Source organism: Vogesella sp., assembly GCF_046297735.1.
Classification (GTDB): domain Bacteria; phylum Pseudomonadota; class Gammaproteobacteria; order Burkholderiales; family Chromobacteriaceae; genus Vogesella; species Vogesella urethralis.
On sequence record NZ_JBKBHK010000001.1, the window covers coordinates 497,647 to 515,297 of the forward strand.

The 17,651-nt window shown below is 58.9% G+C and carries 14 protein-coding genes; 6 read left to right on the forward strand and 8 right to left on the reverse strand.

Annotation, left to right across the window (positions count from 1 at the left end; translation table 11 throughout):
• The first annotated feature begins 122 nt into the window (after positions 1-122).
• From ACK4FZ_RS02260 to ACK4FZ_RS02280, 5 genes are all read left to right on the forward strand, one after another.
• Positions 123-314: an Arc family DNA-binding protein gene (locus ACK4FZ_RS02260; RefSeq protein WP_409818102.1), complete on the forward strand. Its 192-nt coding sequence runs from the start codon at positions 123-125 to the stop codon at positions 312-314.
• Between the two features lie 324 nt (positions 315-638).
• Positions 639-1,277, forward strand: a complete 639-nt coding sequence (locus tag ACK4FZ_RS02265) for a TnsA endonuclease N-terminal domain-containing protein (RefSeq protein WP_409818103.1) — start codon at positions 639-641, stop codon at positions 1,275-1,277.
• Positions 1,258-3,222, forward strand: a complete 1,965-nt coding sequence (locus ACK4FZ_RS02270; protein ID WP_409818104.1) for a Mu transposase C-terminal domain-containing protein — start codon at positions 1,258-1,260, stop codon at positions 3,220-3,222. The genes ACK4FZ_RS02265 and ACK4FZ_RS02270 overlap by 20 nt, the downstream gene beginning before the upstream one ends.
• Positions 3,222-4,268, forward strand: a complete 1,047-nt coding sequence (locus ACK4FZ_RS02275; protein ID WP_409818105.1) for a TniB family NTP-binding protein — start codon at positions 3,222-3,224, stop codon at positions 4,266-4,268. Before ACK4FZ_RS02270 ends, ACK4FZ_RS02275 begins: the two co-directional genes overlap by 1 nt.
• Positions 4,261-6,234 (forward strand): TniQ family protein, encoded by a 1,974-nt coding sequence (locus ACK4FZ_RS02280; protein WP_409818106.1) that lies wholly within the window; start codon positions 4,261-4,263, stop codon positions 6,232-6,234. The genes ACK4FZ_RS02275 and ACK4FZ_RS02280 overlap by 8 nt, the downstream gene beginning before the upstream one ends.
• Here ACK4FZ_RS02280 and ACK4FZ_RS02285 read toward each other — a convergent pair.
• From ACK4FZ_RS02285 to ACK4FZ_RS02310, 6 genes are all read right to left on the reverse strand, one after another.
• A complete protein-coding gene (locus ACK4FZ_RS02285) occupies positions 6,216-7,268 on the reverse strand; it encodes a restriction endonuclease subunit S (RefSeq protein ID WP_409818107.1) in 1,053 nt (350 codons plus the stop codon). The two genes, ACK4FZ_RS02280 and ACK4FZ_RS02285, sit on opposite strands and share 19 nt — an antisense overlap.
• The gene (locus ACK4FZ_RS02290; protein ID WP_409818108.1) at positions 7,265-8,749 is read right to left on the reverse strand and encodes an N-6 DNA methylase; all 1,485 of its coding nucleotides are present in this window, start codon (positions 8,747-8,749) and stop codon (positions 7,265-7,267) included. Before ACK4FZ_RS02290 ends, ACK4FZ_RS02285 begins: the two co-directional genes overlap by 4 nt.
• Before the next feature lie 173 nt (positions 8,750-8,922).
• Positions 8,923-11,361, reverse strand: coding sequence for an EcoAI/FtnUII family type I restriction enzme subunit R (gene hsdR / locus ACK4FZ_RS02295; protein ID WP_409818109.1), 2,439 nt, complete (start codon positions 11,359-11,361; stop codon positions 8,923-8,925).
• A gap of 133 nt (positions 11,362-11,494) precedes the next feature.
• Positions 11,495-11,689, reverse strand: a complete 195-nt coding sequence (locus ACK4FZ_RS02300; protein ID WP_409818110.1) for a hypothetical protein — start codon at positions 11,687-11,689, stop codon at positions 11,495-11,497.
• 218 nt (positions 11,690-11,907) lie between these two features.
• Positions 11,908-13,332: a pyruvate kinase gene (gene pyk, locus ACK4FZ_RS02305; RefSeq protein ID WP_409818111.1), complete on the reverse strand. Its 1,425-nt coding sequence runs from the start codon at positions 13,330-13,332 to the stop codon at positions 11,908-11,910.
• 239 nt (positions 13,333-13,571) lie between these two features.
• Positions 13,572-14,222 (reverse strand): cytochrome b/b6 domain-containing protein, encoded by a 651-nt coding sequence (locus tag ACK4FZ_RS02310; RefSeq protein WP_409818112.1) that lies wholly within the window; start codon positions 14,220-14,222, stop codon positions 13,572-13,574.
• A 201-nt stretch (positions 14,223-14,423) separates the two neighbouring features.
• Here ACK4FZ_RS02310 and tyrS point away from each other — a divergent pair, with 201 nt between their 5' ends.
• Positions 14,424-15,698, forward strand: a complete 1,275-nt coding sequence (tyrS, locus tag ACK4FZ_RS02315) for a tyrosine--tRNA ligase (RefSeq protein ID WP_409818113.1) — start codon at positions 14,424-14,426, stop codon at positions 15,696-15,698.
• Positions 15,699-15,835: 137 nt separating this feature from the next.
• On the opposite strand, the gene ACK4FZ_RS02320 is transcribed toward tyrS, so the two are convergent.
• Both ACK4FZ_RS02320 and ACK4FZ_RS02325 read right to left on the reverse strand, forming a co-directional pair.
• The gene (locus ACK4FZ_RS02320) at positions 15,836-16,456 is read right to left on the reverse strand and encodes a hypothetical protein (protein WP_409818114.1); all 621 of its coding nucleotides are present in this window, start codon (positions 16,454-16,456) and stop codon (positions 15,836-15,838) included.
• A 189-nt stretch (positions 16,457-16,645) separates the two neighbouring features.
• Positions 16,646-17,635 carry an NAD(P)H-quinone oxidoreductase gene (locus ACK4FZ_RS02325; RefSeq protein ID WP_409818115.1) on the reverse strand — a complete coding sequence of 330 codons (990 nt, stop codon included), beginning with the start codon at positions 17,633-17,635 and terminating at the stop codon, positions 16,646-16,648.
• Between the last annotated feature and the right edge of the window lie 16 nt (positions 17,636-17,651).

The following is a 17,651-nucleotide window of genomic DNA, read 5'->3' on the forward strand; positions in this document are numbered from 1 at the left end:
CTAGTTAAGCCCCAGAATTGATGTCAGTTTGACATCATTTTAAGAAATTTCAAGCATAAAATTGGCACTAGAATAAAACCATGCCAATATGAGAAATGTGTCAACACACTTGGAGCACTACGATGATGGATGCCCAAACAGAAATTTACCGGTCGCAATATCGGTTACCGATGCCGGTAGCAAACTGGCTGAAAACTCAAGCCGCTTCAAACTTCCGCAGTGTGAACGCGGAACTGATCGCCATCCTACATGAGGCAATGCAGCGTCGTTCACCAAGGAAGCTCTCCGCCGAAGGGGACAGCCGCACCCCATGAGTGGGGGACAAAGCTTTGTTTGGATATTTAAATTGGAAATTCCCTCGTGTAGAGGGGGCGTCACCAACTCAGAACGAGGAGACAGATATGTAAAAAAGGCTAGCACAGTGGCTAGCCCTTTGATGCAAAAGCCGAAACCTTTGCCCTCAACAAGCTCAGTATCGTCTCACGCATCTTAGCGGTCAAGCCACTTTCCCACACTTCAAGCCAAAAACGGTCAGCAAGCAGCTGAACGGCGGTTTCGCTCGTCCTGCGATTGGCTTTTTCCAAACAGATGCGTGGTAGCGCAGGGAGAAGTCTTGCCTGCGTTACCAGGAGAAAACGATGCGAGTACGCAAAGTCGTTACCCGTAGGGGGAGGAACATTCGTGGTGACTTCCCCTCAAAAAAACTCGACAGAATGGTGCTTTGGGAGTCCCCCCTAGAAAAAGCTGCTCTGCTATTGATTGAGCTGTCACCGGGTGTGATCAGCTATCAGGAGCAGCCTGAGGAAGTTGTCTATTGGAACGGCGAAGTGATGTGTCGCTATGTCCCGGATCTACGCGTTAACTTGTGCGATGAGACCTCCTTGCTCATTGAGGTCAAACCATCAGGCGAGCTCAAACGGCCCGTGGTAAAAACCAAATACACATGGATAGCAAAGCATCTACAGGAGCAGGGCGAACATTTTCTGATCCTGACCGAACAGGAAATATACCAAGAACCCCAGTTCAGCAATCTTAAGCGACTACGACATTGGTACAACTACCCTCCCGCGAACTTACCGTCAGTCAAGGAGATTGCAGCGAAGCTGCACGGATACAACCACGGCAGTCTTCAAGAGTACCTGGATATGTTTGGTACAGATGTGGCCTATGCCCTGATAGCAAAAGGCTTGCTTGTCGCTGACCTGTCGCAGGTACTCACACCGGCATCCTCCGTGCAACTACCCACCGGAGGAGCAAATGCAGCGATTTACTTTTAAGCGAGGGCTTCTCTTCATTGCTGGACAGACGCGCTGGGAGTTGGATCGACGGCTCGCCAGCGGCAAGTTGCAGCTGTGTTCCGAGGATGGCGAAATCCTGAATCTGACGTATGCCGAGCTCTTGCAACGCTGGCAATCGCAAGAGTGGCTGATTGATGAGCAGTCACTGGCTAATCTGGGGAACGTGCTCTATGTCGTTACCCCTCGTGATCTATCGACCTATCCAATCAAAATCCAGCAGATTGCCAAACGCCGTTTGTACTACCTGCAGCAACTGAACCCAGATCAGACCGCCTATAACCCAGCTGTATGGGCTGAACGTATCGGTGAAATCGCAGCAGAAATCGGCGATATGGAGCCGCCATGCCCTTCGACTGTCTCTGTCTGGTGGCGGCGTTACCGGCAAACCCGGTCCATTCTGAAGCTGATTCCTTGGAATCGCCCGGCGTCTGTCCACCAGCACAAGCCCAGCTATGCCATTTTCGAAGAGGTGCTTGCTGAGGTTTACCTGACAAATAACAAGCTACCCCAGCTCAAGGTCTATGAACGCATCAGAGAGCGCGTCCTGGCTATCAATCAGATGCTACCCACACATGAACAGATGAAATGTCCAGGGCGAACCACCGTTTATCGTTGGTTGGGAGAGCTTCAGCAAGACTTGGTCGATCTGGCTCGGGAAGGGGCTGAAGCCACTCGCATGAAGTACCGGGCCGCCATTGGCATGGTCAAGACTCAAGCCATATTGGAGCGCATAGAGATCGACCATACGCCGCTGGATATCATCATTATCGACTTGGTGACGGGGCTGGCGCTGGGGCGGCCATGGATTACCCTGGCGATCGATAGTTATTCTCGGATGGTTGTCGGCTTCTACATCAGTATTGGTGCACCGTCGTCGAACTCACTATTACAGTGTCTGCGTCGCAGTATCCTGCCTAAGGATGATCTGCTTTCTCAATTTCCAGACATCAAAAATATCTGGCCTGCACATGGGATACCTGGACTGGCCGCCGTAGACAATGGCCCAGACCTGCATGGCACTGGCTTCCAACAAGCATGTCTTGAACTGGCAATTGAACTGTTGTTCTGCGGTTCGAAAATGCCTTTCCAGAAAGGCGGGATCGAGCGTCTCAACCGGACCATAAGCGCGGGACTGATTCATTCCTTGCCTGGAACTACCTTTTCCAACCCAACACAGCGAGGAGATTACGACTCAGAAAAGCAGGCCTGCCTGGATATGCAGACGTTAACCCACTTGGTCATCAAATGGATTGTCGACGTTTACAACGTCACTCCGCACCGGGGTATCAAAAGCCGGCCACTGGACCGATGGCAGGAATCAGCCGAAACCACGCCAATTGCCTTACCGCTCGATCCTCAGCAGTTGGAGCTGATTGCCGGTATCCCTGCCCAACGCACGTTATTTCACTATGGGATCGAATTCGAAGGCCTGCACTACAACGATCACACCGTACAACTTATTCGCCGCCGTACCGGTAAGAACCTTCCTGTGGATATCAAGTATTACGAGGACGATGTTGGCCACATCCATGTCCTGGATCCGGACAGCAAGGTGTACCTCCGTGTGCCGGCTCGAGATATTGAGTACGCTGCGGGTCTCACCAGGGAAATGCACCGCACCATCCGCGCCCATGCGCGCAAGAAGTTCGGTGAGCAGTGCAATACAGCGGAGTTGCTGGAGGCAAAACGCGAAATCCAGGAGATCGCGCAAGCGGCGCTGCAGCACAAAAAGATGGGCTATCGTAAGTCGGGGGCACGTCAGTACAACCTGAATAGTGAGGCTGCACTTGCGAAACAGGACCCATTGGCCGAAGCCCGCAAACCCGCAAAGCGGAAGAAGGTTACCCCTCCGGTAGACCTACCGGACGGCTTGAGCGACGACCTGCCTGAGTTTTCTGTATCGACCAAGAAAGGGGGTATCTGATGGATCCCCTTCTGATGATGAAAAAGTTTGTTCCAGCTGCCGGCGTCGCCTCGGAGAAAGTGCTGGGCTACAAGCTGCTACTGGAGCCGATTTGCCACCAGCGATTCCGAAATGCTGTGTTCCTAATCGCCGAGTTGCACCACCGACGTCGTACCCATGGTGTGGGCGGTGGCATGCTACTGATCGGGCCTTCCGGTGCTGGTAAAAGTACCGTCCTGAAAACCTATGCAGCTGAATATCCCCGCACCTTTGGAGCACAACGGACACAGATCCCTGTACTGATCGTTCGAGTGCCCTCCTCTCCCACGGTACGAAGCTTGGCCGGTGCCATTCTTGAGACCATGGGAGACCGTAAATCACATCGCGGCACTGCACCCGAAAAGACGACCCGGCTCGTGGAATTCATCAAGCAGTGCAGTGTGGAAGTATTGCTGCTGGATGAGTTTCAGCACCTGTTCTACACCCCGAGCGTGACAGCATTTCGCGATGTCACCGACTGGCTAAAAAACCTGCTGGAAAGCACAGGTCTGGTGGTAATCGGGTGTGGCCTGCCCGCCGCAGAACTGGTCATCCGTAGTAATGAGCAGTTGTCTCGCCGCTTCTCGCAATGCATCCAGATGGACCCTTTCTCCCTTGAAGATGAGGCAGATTTCATCGAGTACCGCGGTCTGCTCAAAGCCATTGCCCCGTGCCTACCGATGGAAAGCGAGATTCCCCTGCATGAGGCTAATCTTGCCCGTCGCATTCATACGGCCAGCTTTGGCTTACTCGACTACACCATCAAGCTACTAGAGGGTGCGGTATGTGCCGCCAACCTGGCCAGATTGAATACGTTGTCGCTAGACGTGCTGGCTGCCGGTTTCCGCGAGCGGATCTGGAAAGATGTACCAGACATCCTGAACCCATTTCACCCCGAATCACCCATACGCCCACTAAACCGACCAGGGGAAGTTTTCTACCAGCATACGCGCAAGGACCCTGTTGGCTCCCCCGTCGCCGTAAAACTCGGATTACGGACCACCAAGGGAGGTGCAAGCAATGCATGACAGTACCAATGCACCACCAATACCGACTCTTTTAATCCGCCCTCATCCCTCTCGGACCGAGGGTCCCACTGGCTACCTGTTCAGACTGGCAGAAGCCAATTTCATGAATCTGCGGGACTTGGCGCAAATTGGAATCGCATACGACGTGGAGGCCTTACTGCAGCAACAACTACTGCCACACCCGCAGCTCTATCCGGAATTACATGAGCAGGTGCGGTACGTGGCCACGCTTCAGCAAGGACAGCCGGGTATCTGGAATCGACAGTACGCTCGGTTTTGTCCTCACTGCCTAGGAGAAGATCCTCGCTGGCAACTGGGGTGGGAAGTTCTGCACTTTGACACCTGCCATAAGCATGGCGTGTGGCTGATCGATCGCTGCTCAAGCTGTGGAGAACACCTAACTTGGCAACGGGATAGCTTGCTGCGCTGTAACTGTGGTGCGGACCTCCGTCAGGAGATGCCGGAGGATGCACCACCCGCCAGCATTTTGCTCGGCGAGGTACTAGAGCAGATACTGTTCAGACAGGACATCCGCTACCAGCATGGCTATCCGTTCCATGGGATGACGATTGATCAAGTGCAATCGCTGATCCGGTATCTAGGGGCGTATCTGGATCCGGCTGCAAGCCAAAAACCGCTCAAGATCGCCAACGCAGGTGCAATGGTTGTGTCCTGGACCGTCTCGTCACTGGCGGCAGAGATGCTGGTTTTCTGGCCAGAGAAATTTCACCGTATGCTAGATGTGATACAGAACACTGGTGGAGAAGCCAGGATCAGTCTGAAAGCCGTGTTCAAGGATGCGTACCAATACCTATATAAAGGAGGCCTGCGCGGTGGCATCTACAGTCCTGTGCGGGAAGCATTTGAACAGTGGGTCTCTCATAACTGGAAAGGCGCACTGGCCAAACGAAACCGACGCCTGACCGATACCATACTGGAAAACGTACAGTGGATACCGGGCAAGGCTGCAGCAGACCGGCTCGGCATCTCGATGGCCAGGGTGAGGTATCTCGTCCGATCTGGGCAACTGGATGGACAAGAGACAATCAGCGCCAAGGGCAGGCATTTCCTGATGGTACGGAAAGACCAGTTGGCACGAGTGGAGGAGGAGCTGGCTGGAGAAATCACCCTGAGCAAGGCCATGGAGATTCTTGGGCTGGGCAAAGTAAGGATGAGGCGGATACTGAAGCTGCTTTTCCCATCCGCCAGACGTGTGAACGACCAGCAGCACCTGCCGTGGTGCATCTCCAGTACGGAGGTATACCAGCTGGCAGAACTGGGCGAGGCGCTTCCTCGTGTTTACTACATAGAAGATGACGAGATATCGCTCGCGGACGTCTTACAATACTGGCAGTGGAACGCGGACGAGGTTGTGTCGTTAGTGGAGGAGGTCAAGGCGGGGACACTGGTGCTGAACAGAACGCTTATCGGCAAAACAGGCATCAGCCGCTGGGTGTTCAAGCGTAAGGATCTGATCCAGTGGCGAGCCGCCATGCAAACAGATCGGGCCAACTGGATTACGATTCCCGAGCTTGCGGAAGTGCTGGGGGTGAAACAGCAGGTTGCTTACTGGCTCACCCAGAACGACTACATTCGGTCTCACAAGCTCGGGACAAGCAAGCACCATGGCTCCCGAGTCCGAAAAGTCGACGTAGATCGGTTCCTCCGTCAGCACATTTTCGGTACCGAGATAGCTGACAGGATTGGCCGCTCCCCCCGAAAGGCAATGCTCATGCTGAAGGCTGTATCGATCTATCCCCTTCGGGGAACCAGCATCGAAGCATGCCGCCAGTTGGTATATACTCGTTCCGAAGCGCTTGAACGGTTCATCGCCAAGCACAGCGTCGGCGATCTGACGAAGTGGCACGACACCGTGAAGCGACGTGCTAACGCATGGGAGAGGATAATCTACGAAAATGGGACGCCGGTGCCTGATCCGTCCCACTTTCAGCTAGAACCCCGTTGATTTAGTAATGTCCCAAATCTAGACGGAAATGGGATCCTACACTTGAGTAGTTCGCTGGCGGGTTCGTCGGCCGGGTCTTGTGGCACCAGCAGGCCGCGCACGGCCAATTGCAAAATGGTTTGTTCCAGCGCGTCTACCGCTTGCGGGCGGTCCAGCACCAGGTCGAAACTTGCGGCCAACCTGGCCCAGTTTTCCTGCAGCTGTTGCGCCGACTCGCTGGCAGCCAGCGCGTCGAACAGTGTGGCGGTGAGGCGGGCGTGCTGCTCGGCCTCCAGTTGGCCGCGCGCTTCCAGTGCATCGCACAGCGCCATCAGCTCTTCGACCTTGGCGACGATGCGGGATTGTTCGGCGAGAGGGGGGAGTGGCAGAACTAGTGATTCCAGCGTTCCCTTCGTCACATGTTGAAGTCCCACACCACCTTGCGCTTGAGAAATGAGCACATTTAGCTGGCTGTTTATCGCAAGTTTTAAAAATTCCGGGGCATAGGCGGAACCAATTTGTTCGCAGCGGAAAATGTGTTGATTTAACGCCGCCTCCCCTCTATTCCAAATAAAAGCACCAAATGACGTACCAGGCGTACCTGACCAACTTATGAGCAAATTCCCATTTCGAACAAGATGACGCTCATCAAGACCCTCTCGTGCGCAATAGTTAAATGGTGCATCAATATTATTCAAGTTCTGAATTCGGATAATTGGAATTCCTTCACAAATCCAGTCTGCCGACCTGAATGCACGACCATTAACCATACTGAGGACAGTGCCCAGTCTAATCAACTCGTAAGTAGCGGGAATTTTAAATGGCTGCTCATCAGGAGCGATAACAGACAGCTCCTTATCCTTTTTTATTTTCCCTTCCGCAACCAGCCGCTGTTTCTCGGCACGGATTTGCTTCAGCAGCTCGCTCGCCGGCTTGTCGTTCGGGTCTTGCGGCACCAGCTTGCCCTGTACCGCCAGGCTCAGAATCAGCTCGCGCAGGCGCTTGATGCCGTCCGGCGCGGTGGCCAGCAGGTTGAAGCCTTCGGTCAACTTCATGCCTTGGCCCCCGTGTCTGCCGACGAGCCGGCCAATGCGGCGGCGAGGATGGCTTTCAGCTGGTCGCGCAAGGCTTGCGCGTCGGCCTGCAGCGCCTGGTACTGCGCCAGCAGCTCGTCCGGGTCGTGGCTGACGGTTTCGCCGACATGCGGGTTTTTCTGGTCCAGGTTAAAGCCCTTGGCGCGGATGTCGTCGATGCTGACTTTCCAGGCGAACTCGTTCTCGACGCGGCTGGCAAAGCCGTCGGCTTCGCTGCCCCACCAGGCTTTTTCAGCATCGAACTCATCGATGCGAATCGGCTTGGTTTTGCTGTAGCTCTTGTAGCCGGCCGGGTACGGGTGCTCGTAGTACCAAATGTCTTTTGTGGGCTGGCCTTTGGTAAAGAACAGCAGATTGGTCTTGATGCCGGTGTACGGCGCAAACACGCCGTTGGGCAGGCGCACGATGGTGTGCAGGTTGCACTCGGTGAGCAGCTTTTCCTTGATGCGCGTTTTAACGCCTTCGCCAAACAGCGTGCCGTCGGGCAGCACCACGGCGGCGCGGCCGTTTTGCTTGAGTAGCTCCACCATCAACACCAGAAACAGGTCGGCGGTTTCCTTGGTGCGTACATCGGCCGGGAAGTTGGCCTCGATGCCCGGCTCTTCGGTGCCGCCAAACGGCGGGTTGCTGAGGATGACGTCCACCATGTCGCGCGGGCCGTAGCTCACCAGCGGGCGCGCCAGCGTGTTGTCGTGGCGGATCTGGCTGGGTACCTCGATGCCGTGCAGCAGCATATTGGTAATGCACAGCAGGTGCGGCAGCTGCTTTTTTTCCACGCCGTGGATGGCTTGCTGCAGCAGGGCCTGGTCGTCCACCGTCTTTACCTGCTGGCGCAGATGCTCCAGCGCGCAGGCCAGAAAGCCGCCGGTGCCGCAGGCCGGGTCCAGCACCGCTTCGCCCAGCTGCGGATTGACCCTATCCACCATGAACTGTGTCACCGCACGCGGGGTGTAGAACTCGCCGGCGTTGCCGGCGCTTTGCAGGTCTTTGAGGATTTTTTCGTACAGGTCGTTGAACTGGTGGCGGTCTTGCTGGCTGTTGAAGTCGATTTCGTTGATCTTGTTGATGACCTGGCGCAGCAGCTGGCCGGACTTCATGTAGTTGAAGGCGTCTTCAAACACCGCCTGTACCACCTCGGCGCGCGGGTTGGTGGCGGTGTACAGGTCTTTCAGCTCGGCAAACAGCTGGTTGTTGACGAAGTTCAGCAAGGCGTCGCCGGTAATGCCTTCGGCGTCGGCCGCCCAGTTGCGCCAGCGGTAGGCTTCCGGGATGGGCGAGACGTAGTCATCGCGCATCATCTCGATTTCGGTTTCCTGGTCGTCGAAAATCTTGAGGAACAGCAGCCAGGAAAGCTGCGAAATACGCTGGGCATCGCCATCGATGCCGGCATCCTGGCGCATGATGTCCTGGATGGATTTGATGAGGGTGGTGCTGATGGTCATGAACGTCTCGGAAAGCTGGTCGGTGCTAGGGGTGCCAGGTTGGCCGCAAGGCGGCGCAGCCCGCGCGGCGGGCGCAGCCGCGGCGGCTGGCCCCGCGTGTGGGGTGGCATTTTAAGGCAAGTACGGCGCTGGTGCCGGTTTTTACCGGCACGTCAGCGTCGGTGGCGTGGGGGCTATTGGTACAGGGCTTGTTCCAGCTCGCGCACGGCGCGGTGGTATTGCGGCTTGCCGCCAAACGATTTGATCAGCTCTACCGGCGAACCCAGGGCGGCAAAGTCTGGCGTTCGCAACACCTCGGTTTGTTCGATATTGGCAATGCCTTCATCGGCGTATTTGTCCAGCAGCTTTTCCAGCACGCGGCGGGCGGTACCGCTGTGGCGGGCGAAGTAGTCTTTTTTCTTTACCTGCTCGGCACGCTCGCGGCGGGTAAGCGGCTTTTGGCCGAAGGCGATATGGCAGATCAGGTCGAACGGGTCCAGGTCTTTGCCTACTTCTTTGGCCAGCTCGTCAAAAAACACGCCCAGCGCTTCCAGCTCGTCAACGATGGCCTGCTTTTTGTCAGCGTCGCTCCAGCTTTGCAGGAAGGCGTCCAGCGAAGCAAAACGCTGGTTCAGCTGGATGCGGGTGTAGTCCTTCAGCGATTCGGTAATCAGCTTGCCATCGCTGCCCATGTACTGCACGCGCTCGTTCACCACGTACACCGGCACGTCGTTGATGACGTACTTGACGCGCCCGCCACCGCCCTGCCCGCCGTGGGCATCGCCCGCTTCGCCGGCATCTTCACCGGCACCAGGCATGGGCGCAGCGTCGCCTTCCGGCGGCAGCACGGTGTCTTCGGGTGGGGTAATAGGCTCCCCACCACTCGGTTCGTAGATAACGGTGGGCTCGCCGTCAAACGCCGGGTCGGCAAAGTTTTCGGTGGCTTTCTTGAAGTCCAGAATGGTGAACCACAGCTTGCCGTAGTCTTCGTTGATACGGGTGCCGCGACCGATGATCTGCTTGAACTCGGTCATGCTGTTGATGGTGCGGTCCAGCACCACCAGCTTGCAGGTTTGCGCATCCACGCCGGTGGTCATCAGCCGGCTGGTGGTGGCAATCACCGGGTAGGCGCGCTTGGGGTCGATGAAGTTGTCCAGCTCCAGTTTGCCTTCGGTATTGTCGCCGGTTATCTGCACCACGTACTTGGGGTTGGCCGCCGCCAGGTCGCTATTGGCATTCAGCAGTGCTTGCCGCATACGGCTGGCGTGGTCGATGTCCTCGCAGAACACGATGGTCTTGTTCATGCGGCCGGTGGCGTGCAGCAGCTCGGTTATGCGCCGGGCGACGGCCTCGTCGCGCTGGGTAAGCACCAGCGCCTTGTTCATGTCTTTCTGGTTGTAGATGCGGTCTTCAACGATCTGGCCCTTGGCATCCACCTTGCCTACGGGCGGGCGCCAGCCCAGGTCTTTGTCCAGATCGACACGGATGACCTTGTACGGTGCCAGGAAGCCGTCTTCGATGCCTTGCTTGAGCGAGTAGGTGTATACCGGCTCGCCAAAGTAGGTGATGTTGGAAACGTCTGCCGTTTCTTTCGGCGTGGCGGTAAGGCCCAAGTGCACGGCGCTGCCGAAGTAGTCGAGAATGTCGCGCCAGGCCGAATCTTCGGCGGCGCTGCCACGGTGGCATTCGTCGATGACCACCAGGTCGAAAAAGTCGGGGCTGAACTGCTTGTAGATATTGCGTTCTTCTTCGCTGCCGGTAACGGCCTGATACAGTGACAGGTAAATCTCGTAGGATTTATCCACCTTCTTGGTGGCGGCATTCACGCCCAGCGCCACCATCTCGGTGCTGATTTGCCCCGAGGCATCCACTTTTTCCACGCCTTTCTGATTGACGCTGAGCTTGGCCATGGCGCCTTTAAAGGGCTTGAAATCGCCCACCATGGTTTGGTCAACCAGAATGTTGCGGTCGGCCAGAAACAGGATGCGCTTGGATGTGCCGGACTTCCACAGCCGCCAGATGATCTGGAACGCGGTAAAGGTTTTGCCGGTGCCGGTGGCCATCACCAGCAGCACGCGCTTTTGGCCTTTGATCACGGCCTCTACCGAACGGTTGATGGCATTAACCTGGTAGTAACGTGCGGTGCGGCCGGGGTGGTAATCCTGCGCGTATAGCGCTGCCTGCGTGCTGGCAATGCCCTTCCAGGCAAGGTAACGCTGCCACAGCAAGTCTGGCGACGGAAACTCGGCCAAGGTGATTTCGCGCTCCAGCACGCCATCGGCCAGGGTCTTGTCGTGGAAGACAAAGCCGTCGCCATTGCTGGAAAAGGCAAACGGCACATCCAGCATGTCGGCGTACTTCAGCGCCTGCTGGATGCCATCGCGCACCGTGTGTTTGTTGTCCTTGGCTTCTACCACCGCCAGTGGCAGGCCAGGCTTGAAGTACAGCACGTAGTCGGCGCGCAGCACCGTCTTGCGGTCACGCACCCCCTTGTTGCCACGCACCAGCACGCGCCCGGCGGTAAGGCCTACCTCTTCGCGCATCTGGCGCTGGGTATCCCAACCTGCAGCTTGCACGGCGGGGGTGATGAATTTGGTGCAAATGTCCCGTTCAGACAGCTTTTTCTTATCCATTACCAAAACCTGAGGCTGGCGTAATGCGGCTGATTATATCCGCATGTGCTGAAACGCCGCACAAAGCCATGCACGCCAACACAGCCAGGCAGGCGCGGCGCCGGAATAACGCACCACTCGTACAGCCCGCGCACTACCCCGCCGGGCGGGCGCCGGGGATCTCGCGTAGCCAGATTACGCCGCCGGGCAGGCTGGCTTTGCAGAAGTTGCCGACCCGACGCTCCGGCGGGCAAACACGCGGGTCGTCAGGGTTGCTACCGAGCATCACCCAAGCCAGCAGTACGACCAGTACAGCTGCCGCAATGTACAGCAGGTACGCTGGTTTCATGACCCCTCCGTTGCTCATGGCCTTGCATCATAGCAAGCAATTGTCATGATTCGGCATGATGAAGCAGCGCTTCCACAGAACAATGAAATCGGCATTTTGCACGATAAATGCAAAGTGTATTTTCATGGCCTGAATGACATTGCGGCTAACCGTTCCAAGCACGGTTGGCCGCAAGAGGTAACAGACAAAGCAGCCCTGGCTAGCCAGGCACTAACCGTTTAACGCGATTCGCCCGCCTTGATGATCTTCATGGTGTTGGTGTGGCCCATCATGCCGACGGTGTCGCCGATGGTGACCACTAGCACGTCGCCCTGCTCTACCCGGCCACGTTCCAGCAGCTTGCGCTCGGCGGCGGCCAGCAGCTTTTTCTGGTCGGTGGCGGCGGGCAGCAGCATCGGGAACACGTCGCGGTACATGGCCAGGCGGCGGTAGGTGCCTACTTCGGGCGTCAGCGCGTAGATAGGTACGCCGCAGTTGACGCGGCTGATCCACAGCGCGGTAGAGCCGGTTTGGGTGAGCGACACCAGCGCGCGCACCGGCAGGTGGTTGGCGGTAAACAGCGCGGCCATGGCGATGGATTGGTCAACACGGGTGAACTCGCGGTTGAGGAAGGTGCGCTCCAGCTGGTAGTCGCTGGAGTTTTCCGCCTCCATGCACACACGCGACATGGCTTCCACGGTTTCTACCGGGAACTGGCCGGCGGCGGTTTCGGCGGACAGCATCACCGCGTCGGTACCATCCAGTACGGCGTTGGCCACGTCGGACACTTCGGCACGGGTGGGCACCGGGCTGCTGATCATCGATTCCATCATCTGGGTGGCGGTGATGGTGAGCTTGTTGCGCTCGCGTGCGGCGCGGATCATGCGCTTCTGCAGCGCCGGCACGGCGGCGTCACCCACTTCGACGGCCAGGTCGCCACGCGCCACCATGATGCCGTCGGCAGAGTTGATCAGGTCGTCCAGGTTGGTGATGGCTTCGCAGCGTTCGATTTTGGCGATGATGCGCGCCTGACAGCCGGCGGCGTTGATCAGCGTGCGCGCCATGTACAGGTCCGCGCTGCTCTTGGGGAAGGACACCGCCACGTAGTCGGCTTCCAGCTGGGCTGCCACCTTGATGTCGTCGATGTCTTTGGCGGTAAGCGCCGGCGCAGACAGGCCGCCGCCCTGACGGTTGATGCCCTTGTTGTTGGACAGCACGCCGCCCACCTTTACCTTGGTATGGATCTGGCTACCCAGCACCTTTTCCACCACCAGCACGATGCGGCCATCGTCCAACAGCAGCACGGCGCCCGGCTCTACGTCGCCCGGCAGTTCTTTGTAATCCAGCCCTACGCGGCCGTCGTCACCCAGCGCGCATTCGGCATCCAGAATGAACGGCTGGCCGTTGGCGAGCGTGGTTTTGCCGTTGGCAAACTTGCCGACGCGGATTTTGGGGCCTTGCAAGTCCACCATGATGGCCACCGGCAGGCCCAGCTTGTCGGCAGTGCTGCGTACCAGCGCGGCGCGGTCGATGTGGTCTTGTGCGCTGCCGTGCGAGAAGTTCAAGCGCACCACGTTGACGCCGGCCTGCAGCAGGCGTTCCAGGGTTTGCGGGTCGCTGGAGGCGGGGCCAAGGGTGGCAACAATCTTGGTACGTCGGGTCATGGTGTGGTCTCCGTTTATCGTTGCCTCATTATGGTACGAAATGGCCGTGTACTAAATTGATTACAGTTAAAGCCTGCGCGCAGCAGATTACTGCAGCATTCACCATGAAAAACCACCCGGGCAGACAGGTTTTGCCTACCCGCGGCGGCCCAAAGCGGCATGACCGTAGCGCGCGCACTACCTCGCGGCAAAACAAAAAGCACGCCGCAGCGTGCCTTTGCCAAGCCCGACGCCGGTGTTTACACCAGCGACAAGCCCCCCACCACCAGCACGACGGCCACCGCCAGCACTACCAGCGCCAGCCAGCCCGGGGCAAAGCGCAGCGGCTTGACCTCGCCTGCCAGCGTTTTGCTGCCGGTGATCATCGGCGGCACCAGGTTCACGTTTTTCAGCTTGCGGTAGGCCACAATCGCCAGTACGTGCACGCCAACCAAGCCCAGCAGCAGGTTGAACCACAGTTCGTGCCATTCGGTAATCTGCTCGGCCAGCTCACTGTCGATCAGTTTGGCCAGCGGGCCGTCGAAGGTATAGCTATTTACATCGGCGGCAAACAGCCCCAGCCCCAGCTGCACCAGCAGCGCCCCCAGCAGCGCCAGTACCATCAGGCCACCCAGCGGGTTGTGGCCCGGCTGCTGGTTTTCGCTGACTTCGCCACGCAGGTAGGCTTTTACCTGACAGGGTTTGAAAAAGTCGCTGAAGCGGGCGGTCTGGCTACCCACAAACCCCCACAGCACACGAAACACCACTAGTACCAGCATCGCCACCCCCAGACGGGTGTGGATCAACAGCTCACCGTTTTCAACAGAGACCCACATACCTACAAACATCGCCAGTAGCGTCCAGTGAAACAATCGCGTTGGCACGTCCCACACTTTTACCTTGTTACTCATTTACCCTCTCCCTTTTGTACCGGCCTGTGCCGGCATGTCCTCATGCAACAAGGATTTTAACCCTGCTGCCGTATCAAGTGCTGCAGCAATCCTTAACAAATGTTGGCCGCCATGTGCCAACGCAGCAAAACGGCAAAATCGGGTAAACTTGCTGTTTTGCTGTGGGGCCGCGCGCCCCGACCATTCAGGAGAACAATACAGATGTCCCAAGTCTCGCTTATCCAGGAACTGCAAGCACGCGGTCTGATTGCACAACAAACCGACGCCGCCGCGCTAGAAGAACTGCTGGCCAAGGAAAGCGTGACCCTGTATTGCGGCTTCGACCCCACCGCCGACAGCCTGCACTTGGGCCATCTGGTACCGGTACTGGTGCTGAAGCGCTTCCAGCAAGCCGGCCACAAGCCTATCGCTCTGGTAGGCGGCGCTACCGGCATGATCGGCGACCCCAGCTTCAAGGCTACCGAGCGCAAACTGAATACCCCGGACGTGATTGCCAGCTGGGTAGAAAAAATCCGCGGCCAGGTATCGCCGTTCCTGAGCTTTGACGGCGACAACGCCGCCATCATGGCCAACAACTACGACTGGTTTGGCGGCATGGGCGCACTGGAGTTCCTGCGCGACATCGGCAAGCACTTCTCCGTCAACCAGATGATCAAGAAGGAATCGGTACAGCAGCGCATCAACCGCGAAGACCAGGGCATCAGCTACACCGAGTTCAGCTACAGCCTGCTGCAAGGTTACGACTTTGCCGAGCTGTACCGTCGCCACGGCTGCGTACTGCAGATTGGCGGTTCCGACCAGTGGGGCAACATCACCGCCGGCACCGACCTCACCCGCCGCATCCACCAGAAACAAGTGTACGGCCTGACCCTGCCGCTGGTGACCAAGGCCGACGGCACCAAATTCGGCAAGACCGAAGGCGGCGCTGTATGGCTGGATGCCAGCAAGACCAGCCCGTACGCGTTCTACCAGTTCTGGCTGAACACCGCCGACGCCGACGTGTACAAGTTCCTGCGCTACTTCACCTTCCTGTCGCTGGACGAGATCGCCGCCATCGAAGAGCAGGACAAGACCAGCGGCGGCAAGCCGCAGGCGCAGCGCATTCTGGCCGAGCAAGCTACGGCGCTGGTGCACGGCCAGGCCGCCGTGGACGCCGCGCAGCGCATCAGCGCCAGCCTGTTCAGCGGCAGCGTCGCCGACCTCACCGCCTCCGACCTGGCGCAGCTGGCACAAGACGGCATGCCGTGCGTGCAGATCGAACTGGCGCAAGCCGGCCTGATCGACGCGCTGGTGGCCGGTGGCCTGGCCAAGTCCAAGTCCGAAGCCCGTACCTTCATCCAGAGCGGCGCGGTCAGCATCAACGGTAACAAGATCGAGGCGCTGGACTACCAGGTGGCCGATAGCGACCGCCTGTTTGGCCAGTACAGCCTGCTGAAGCGCGGCAAGAAAAACCACACGCTGATCCAGTGGACCTAAGCCTCGCCTAACGGCACGCATTACCCGCACACCCGGCTCCGCGCCGGGTGTTTTGCTACCGGCCACCGCCAAAAGCACTGCGGCCAACCCTGGCTGGCAAGGTTGGCCGCATCGCGCATTACTTGTTTAAGGGACGTTCAGAGCACGCGCAGGTCGGTGTCGCCGTTGGCGTCCTGTACGCTGCCGTAGCGCAACAGGCCGGGAGTGGTAGCCGGCAGCGCCTCGGCCACCGGCTTGCCGGCCAGCAGCGCCAGCGCCGGTGCCACCACGGCGGCGCGCAGCGCATCGTCGCTGTTCAGCGCCGCCAGGTCCAGCGTGTAGGTCCATTCCGGGCCGAACTGGCTGTCGCTCTCTTCCCACCACAGCAGGCTGTCGCCCTGCTGCTGCCACGGCTGCCACAGGCTGGCGGGGAAGCCGACATAAGCGTCGTACTCAAAAGCAAACTCGCAGGCCCAGTGCGCCACGTGCAGCACCGGCGCGCACGGCTGGCCGTCTGCGCGCTGCGGCAGGCCATCACCGGCCAGGCTGATCTGGTAATTGAGCCAGCCGCCGATGAATTCCTTCTTTTTCTTGTTACGCACCAGCAGGCCAAAGCTGCTGGACAGCGCGCTGCGCTCGCCCTGATGTTGCTGCTGCGAATGCAGCTGCTCGGCGATCTTGCGGCACAGGCCGCTGGCGGTGATGGCTTCGGCCAGCAGGGTGTCCAGGGTTTGCTGCAGGTTTTTGGCGTGGCGCCAGGGCTCGTTGCCGGTAGTCATGCATGGGGCTTTCGTGTTCGTTGGGCGGGGCGGCAGGCGCCCGCTGGCAAGCGCGCAGTCTAGCACAGGCGGCGGGTGGCCACGGCGGGCAAAAAAAGAGGGGCTGCCCGTCCAAAGGCAGCCCCGCATCCCATCCAGGTCCATCCAGCAGAAGCGATTTGCTGTTAGGGCCAGATTATCGAAACCCGGTTACGGCGTGATGACAGGCAGCAGGCTCAGCACCACCTTGCCCAGGTTGCAGTTATCTTCCACGTAGCGGTGGGCGTCGGCCACCGCCGCCAGCGGGTAAACGCTATCCAGCGTGATGCGCGCACGGCCGTCGGCCAGCGCCGGCAGCACCTCGGCTTCCAGCGCTGCGGCCAACCTGGCCTTCACCGCCTCCGGCTGGCTGCGCAGCGTGGAACCCAGCAAGCGCAGCCGTTTGACCAGCAGCAACCCAAGGTTCAGCGTGGCGCTGCTGCCGCCCATGATGCCGATCACCACCAGGCGCCCGTCCGGCTTCAGCACCGCGATATTGTCGTCGAACAGCGCGGCGCCCACCGGGTCCAGCACCACGTCCACCCCGCCTTGCGCCTTAAGGTTGGCCGCAAAGCCGGGCTGGCGGCTGTCGATCACCACTTCCGCACCCAGGCTGCGGCAATACGCGCGCTTGTCGTCGCTGCCGGCGCTGGCAATCACGCGGGCACCCAGCAGGCTGGCCAGCTGGATGGCCGCCGCGCCCACGCCGCTGGCGCCGGCGTGAATCAGCACCGTCTCGCCCGGCTGGACGGCGGCGATGTCCACCAGGTTGAACCACGCCGTCATCCACGCTTCGGGCAGGCTGGCGGCTTCGGCCCAGCTCATCAGGTCGGGCTTGGGCAAGGCGGCACTGCTATCGATCAAGGCGTACTCGGCGTAGCCGCCGCCGGACACCAGCCCGAACACGGCGTCGCCCTCTTGAAAGCGGGACGGCCCGTTGACGGCATCGACAATACCGGCGATTTCCAGCCCCAGCACCGGCGACGCGCCCTTCGGTGGCGGGTAATGGCCTTCGCGCTGCACGATGTCGGCGCGGTTGATGCCGGCCGCCAGCACGCGCACGCGCAGCTGGCCGGGCGCCGGCTGCGGCTTCTCGGCAAAGGTGATTTCGAGCGTATCGGCGCCACCCGGCGCGCTTTGTGTAACCAGCTGCATGGACATGATTGACCCTCGGCAA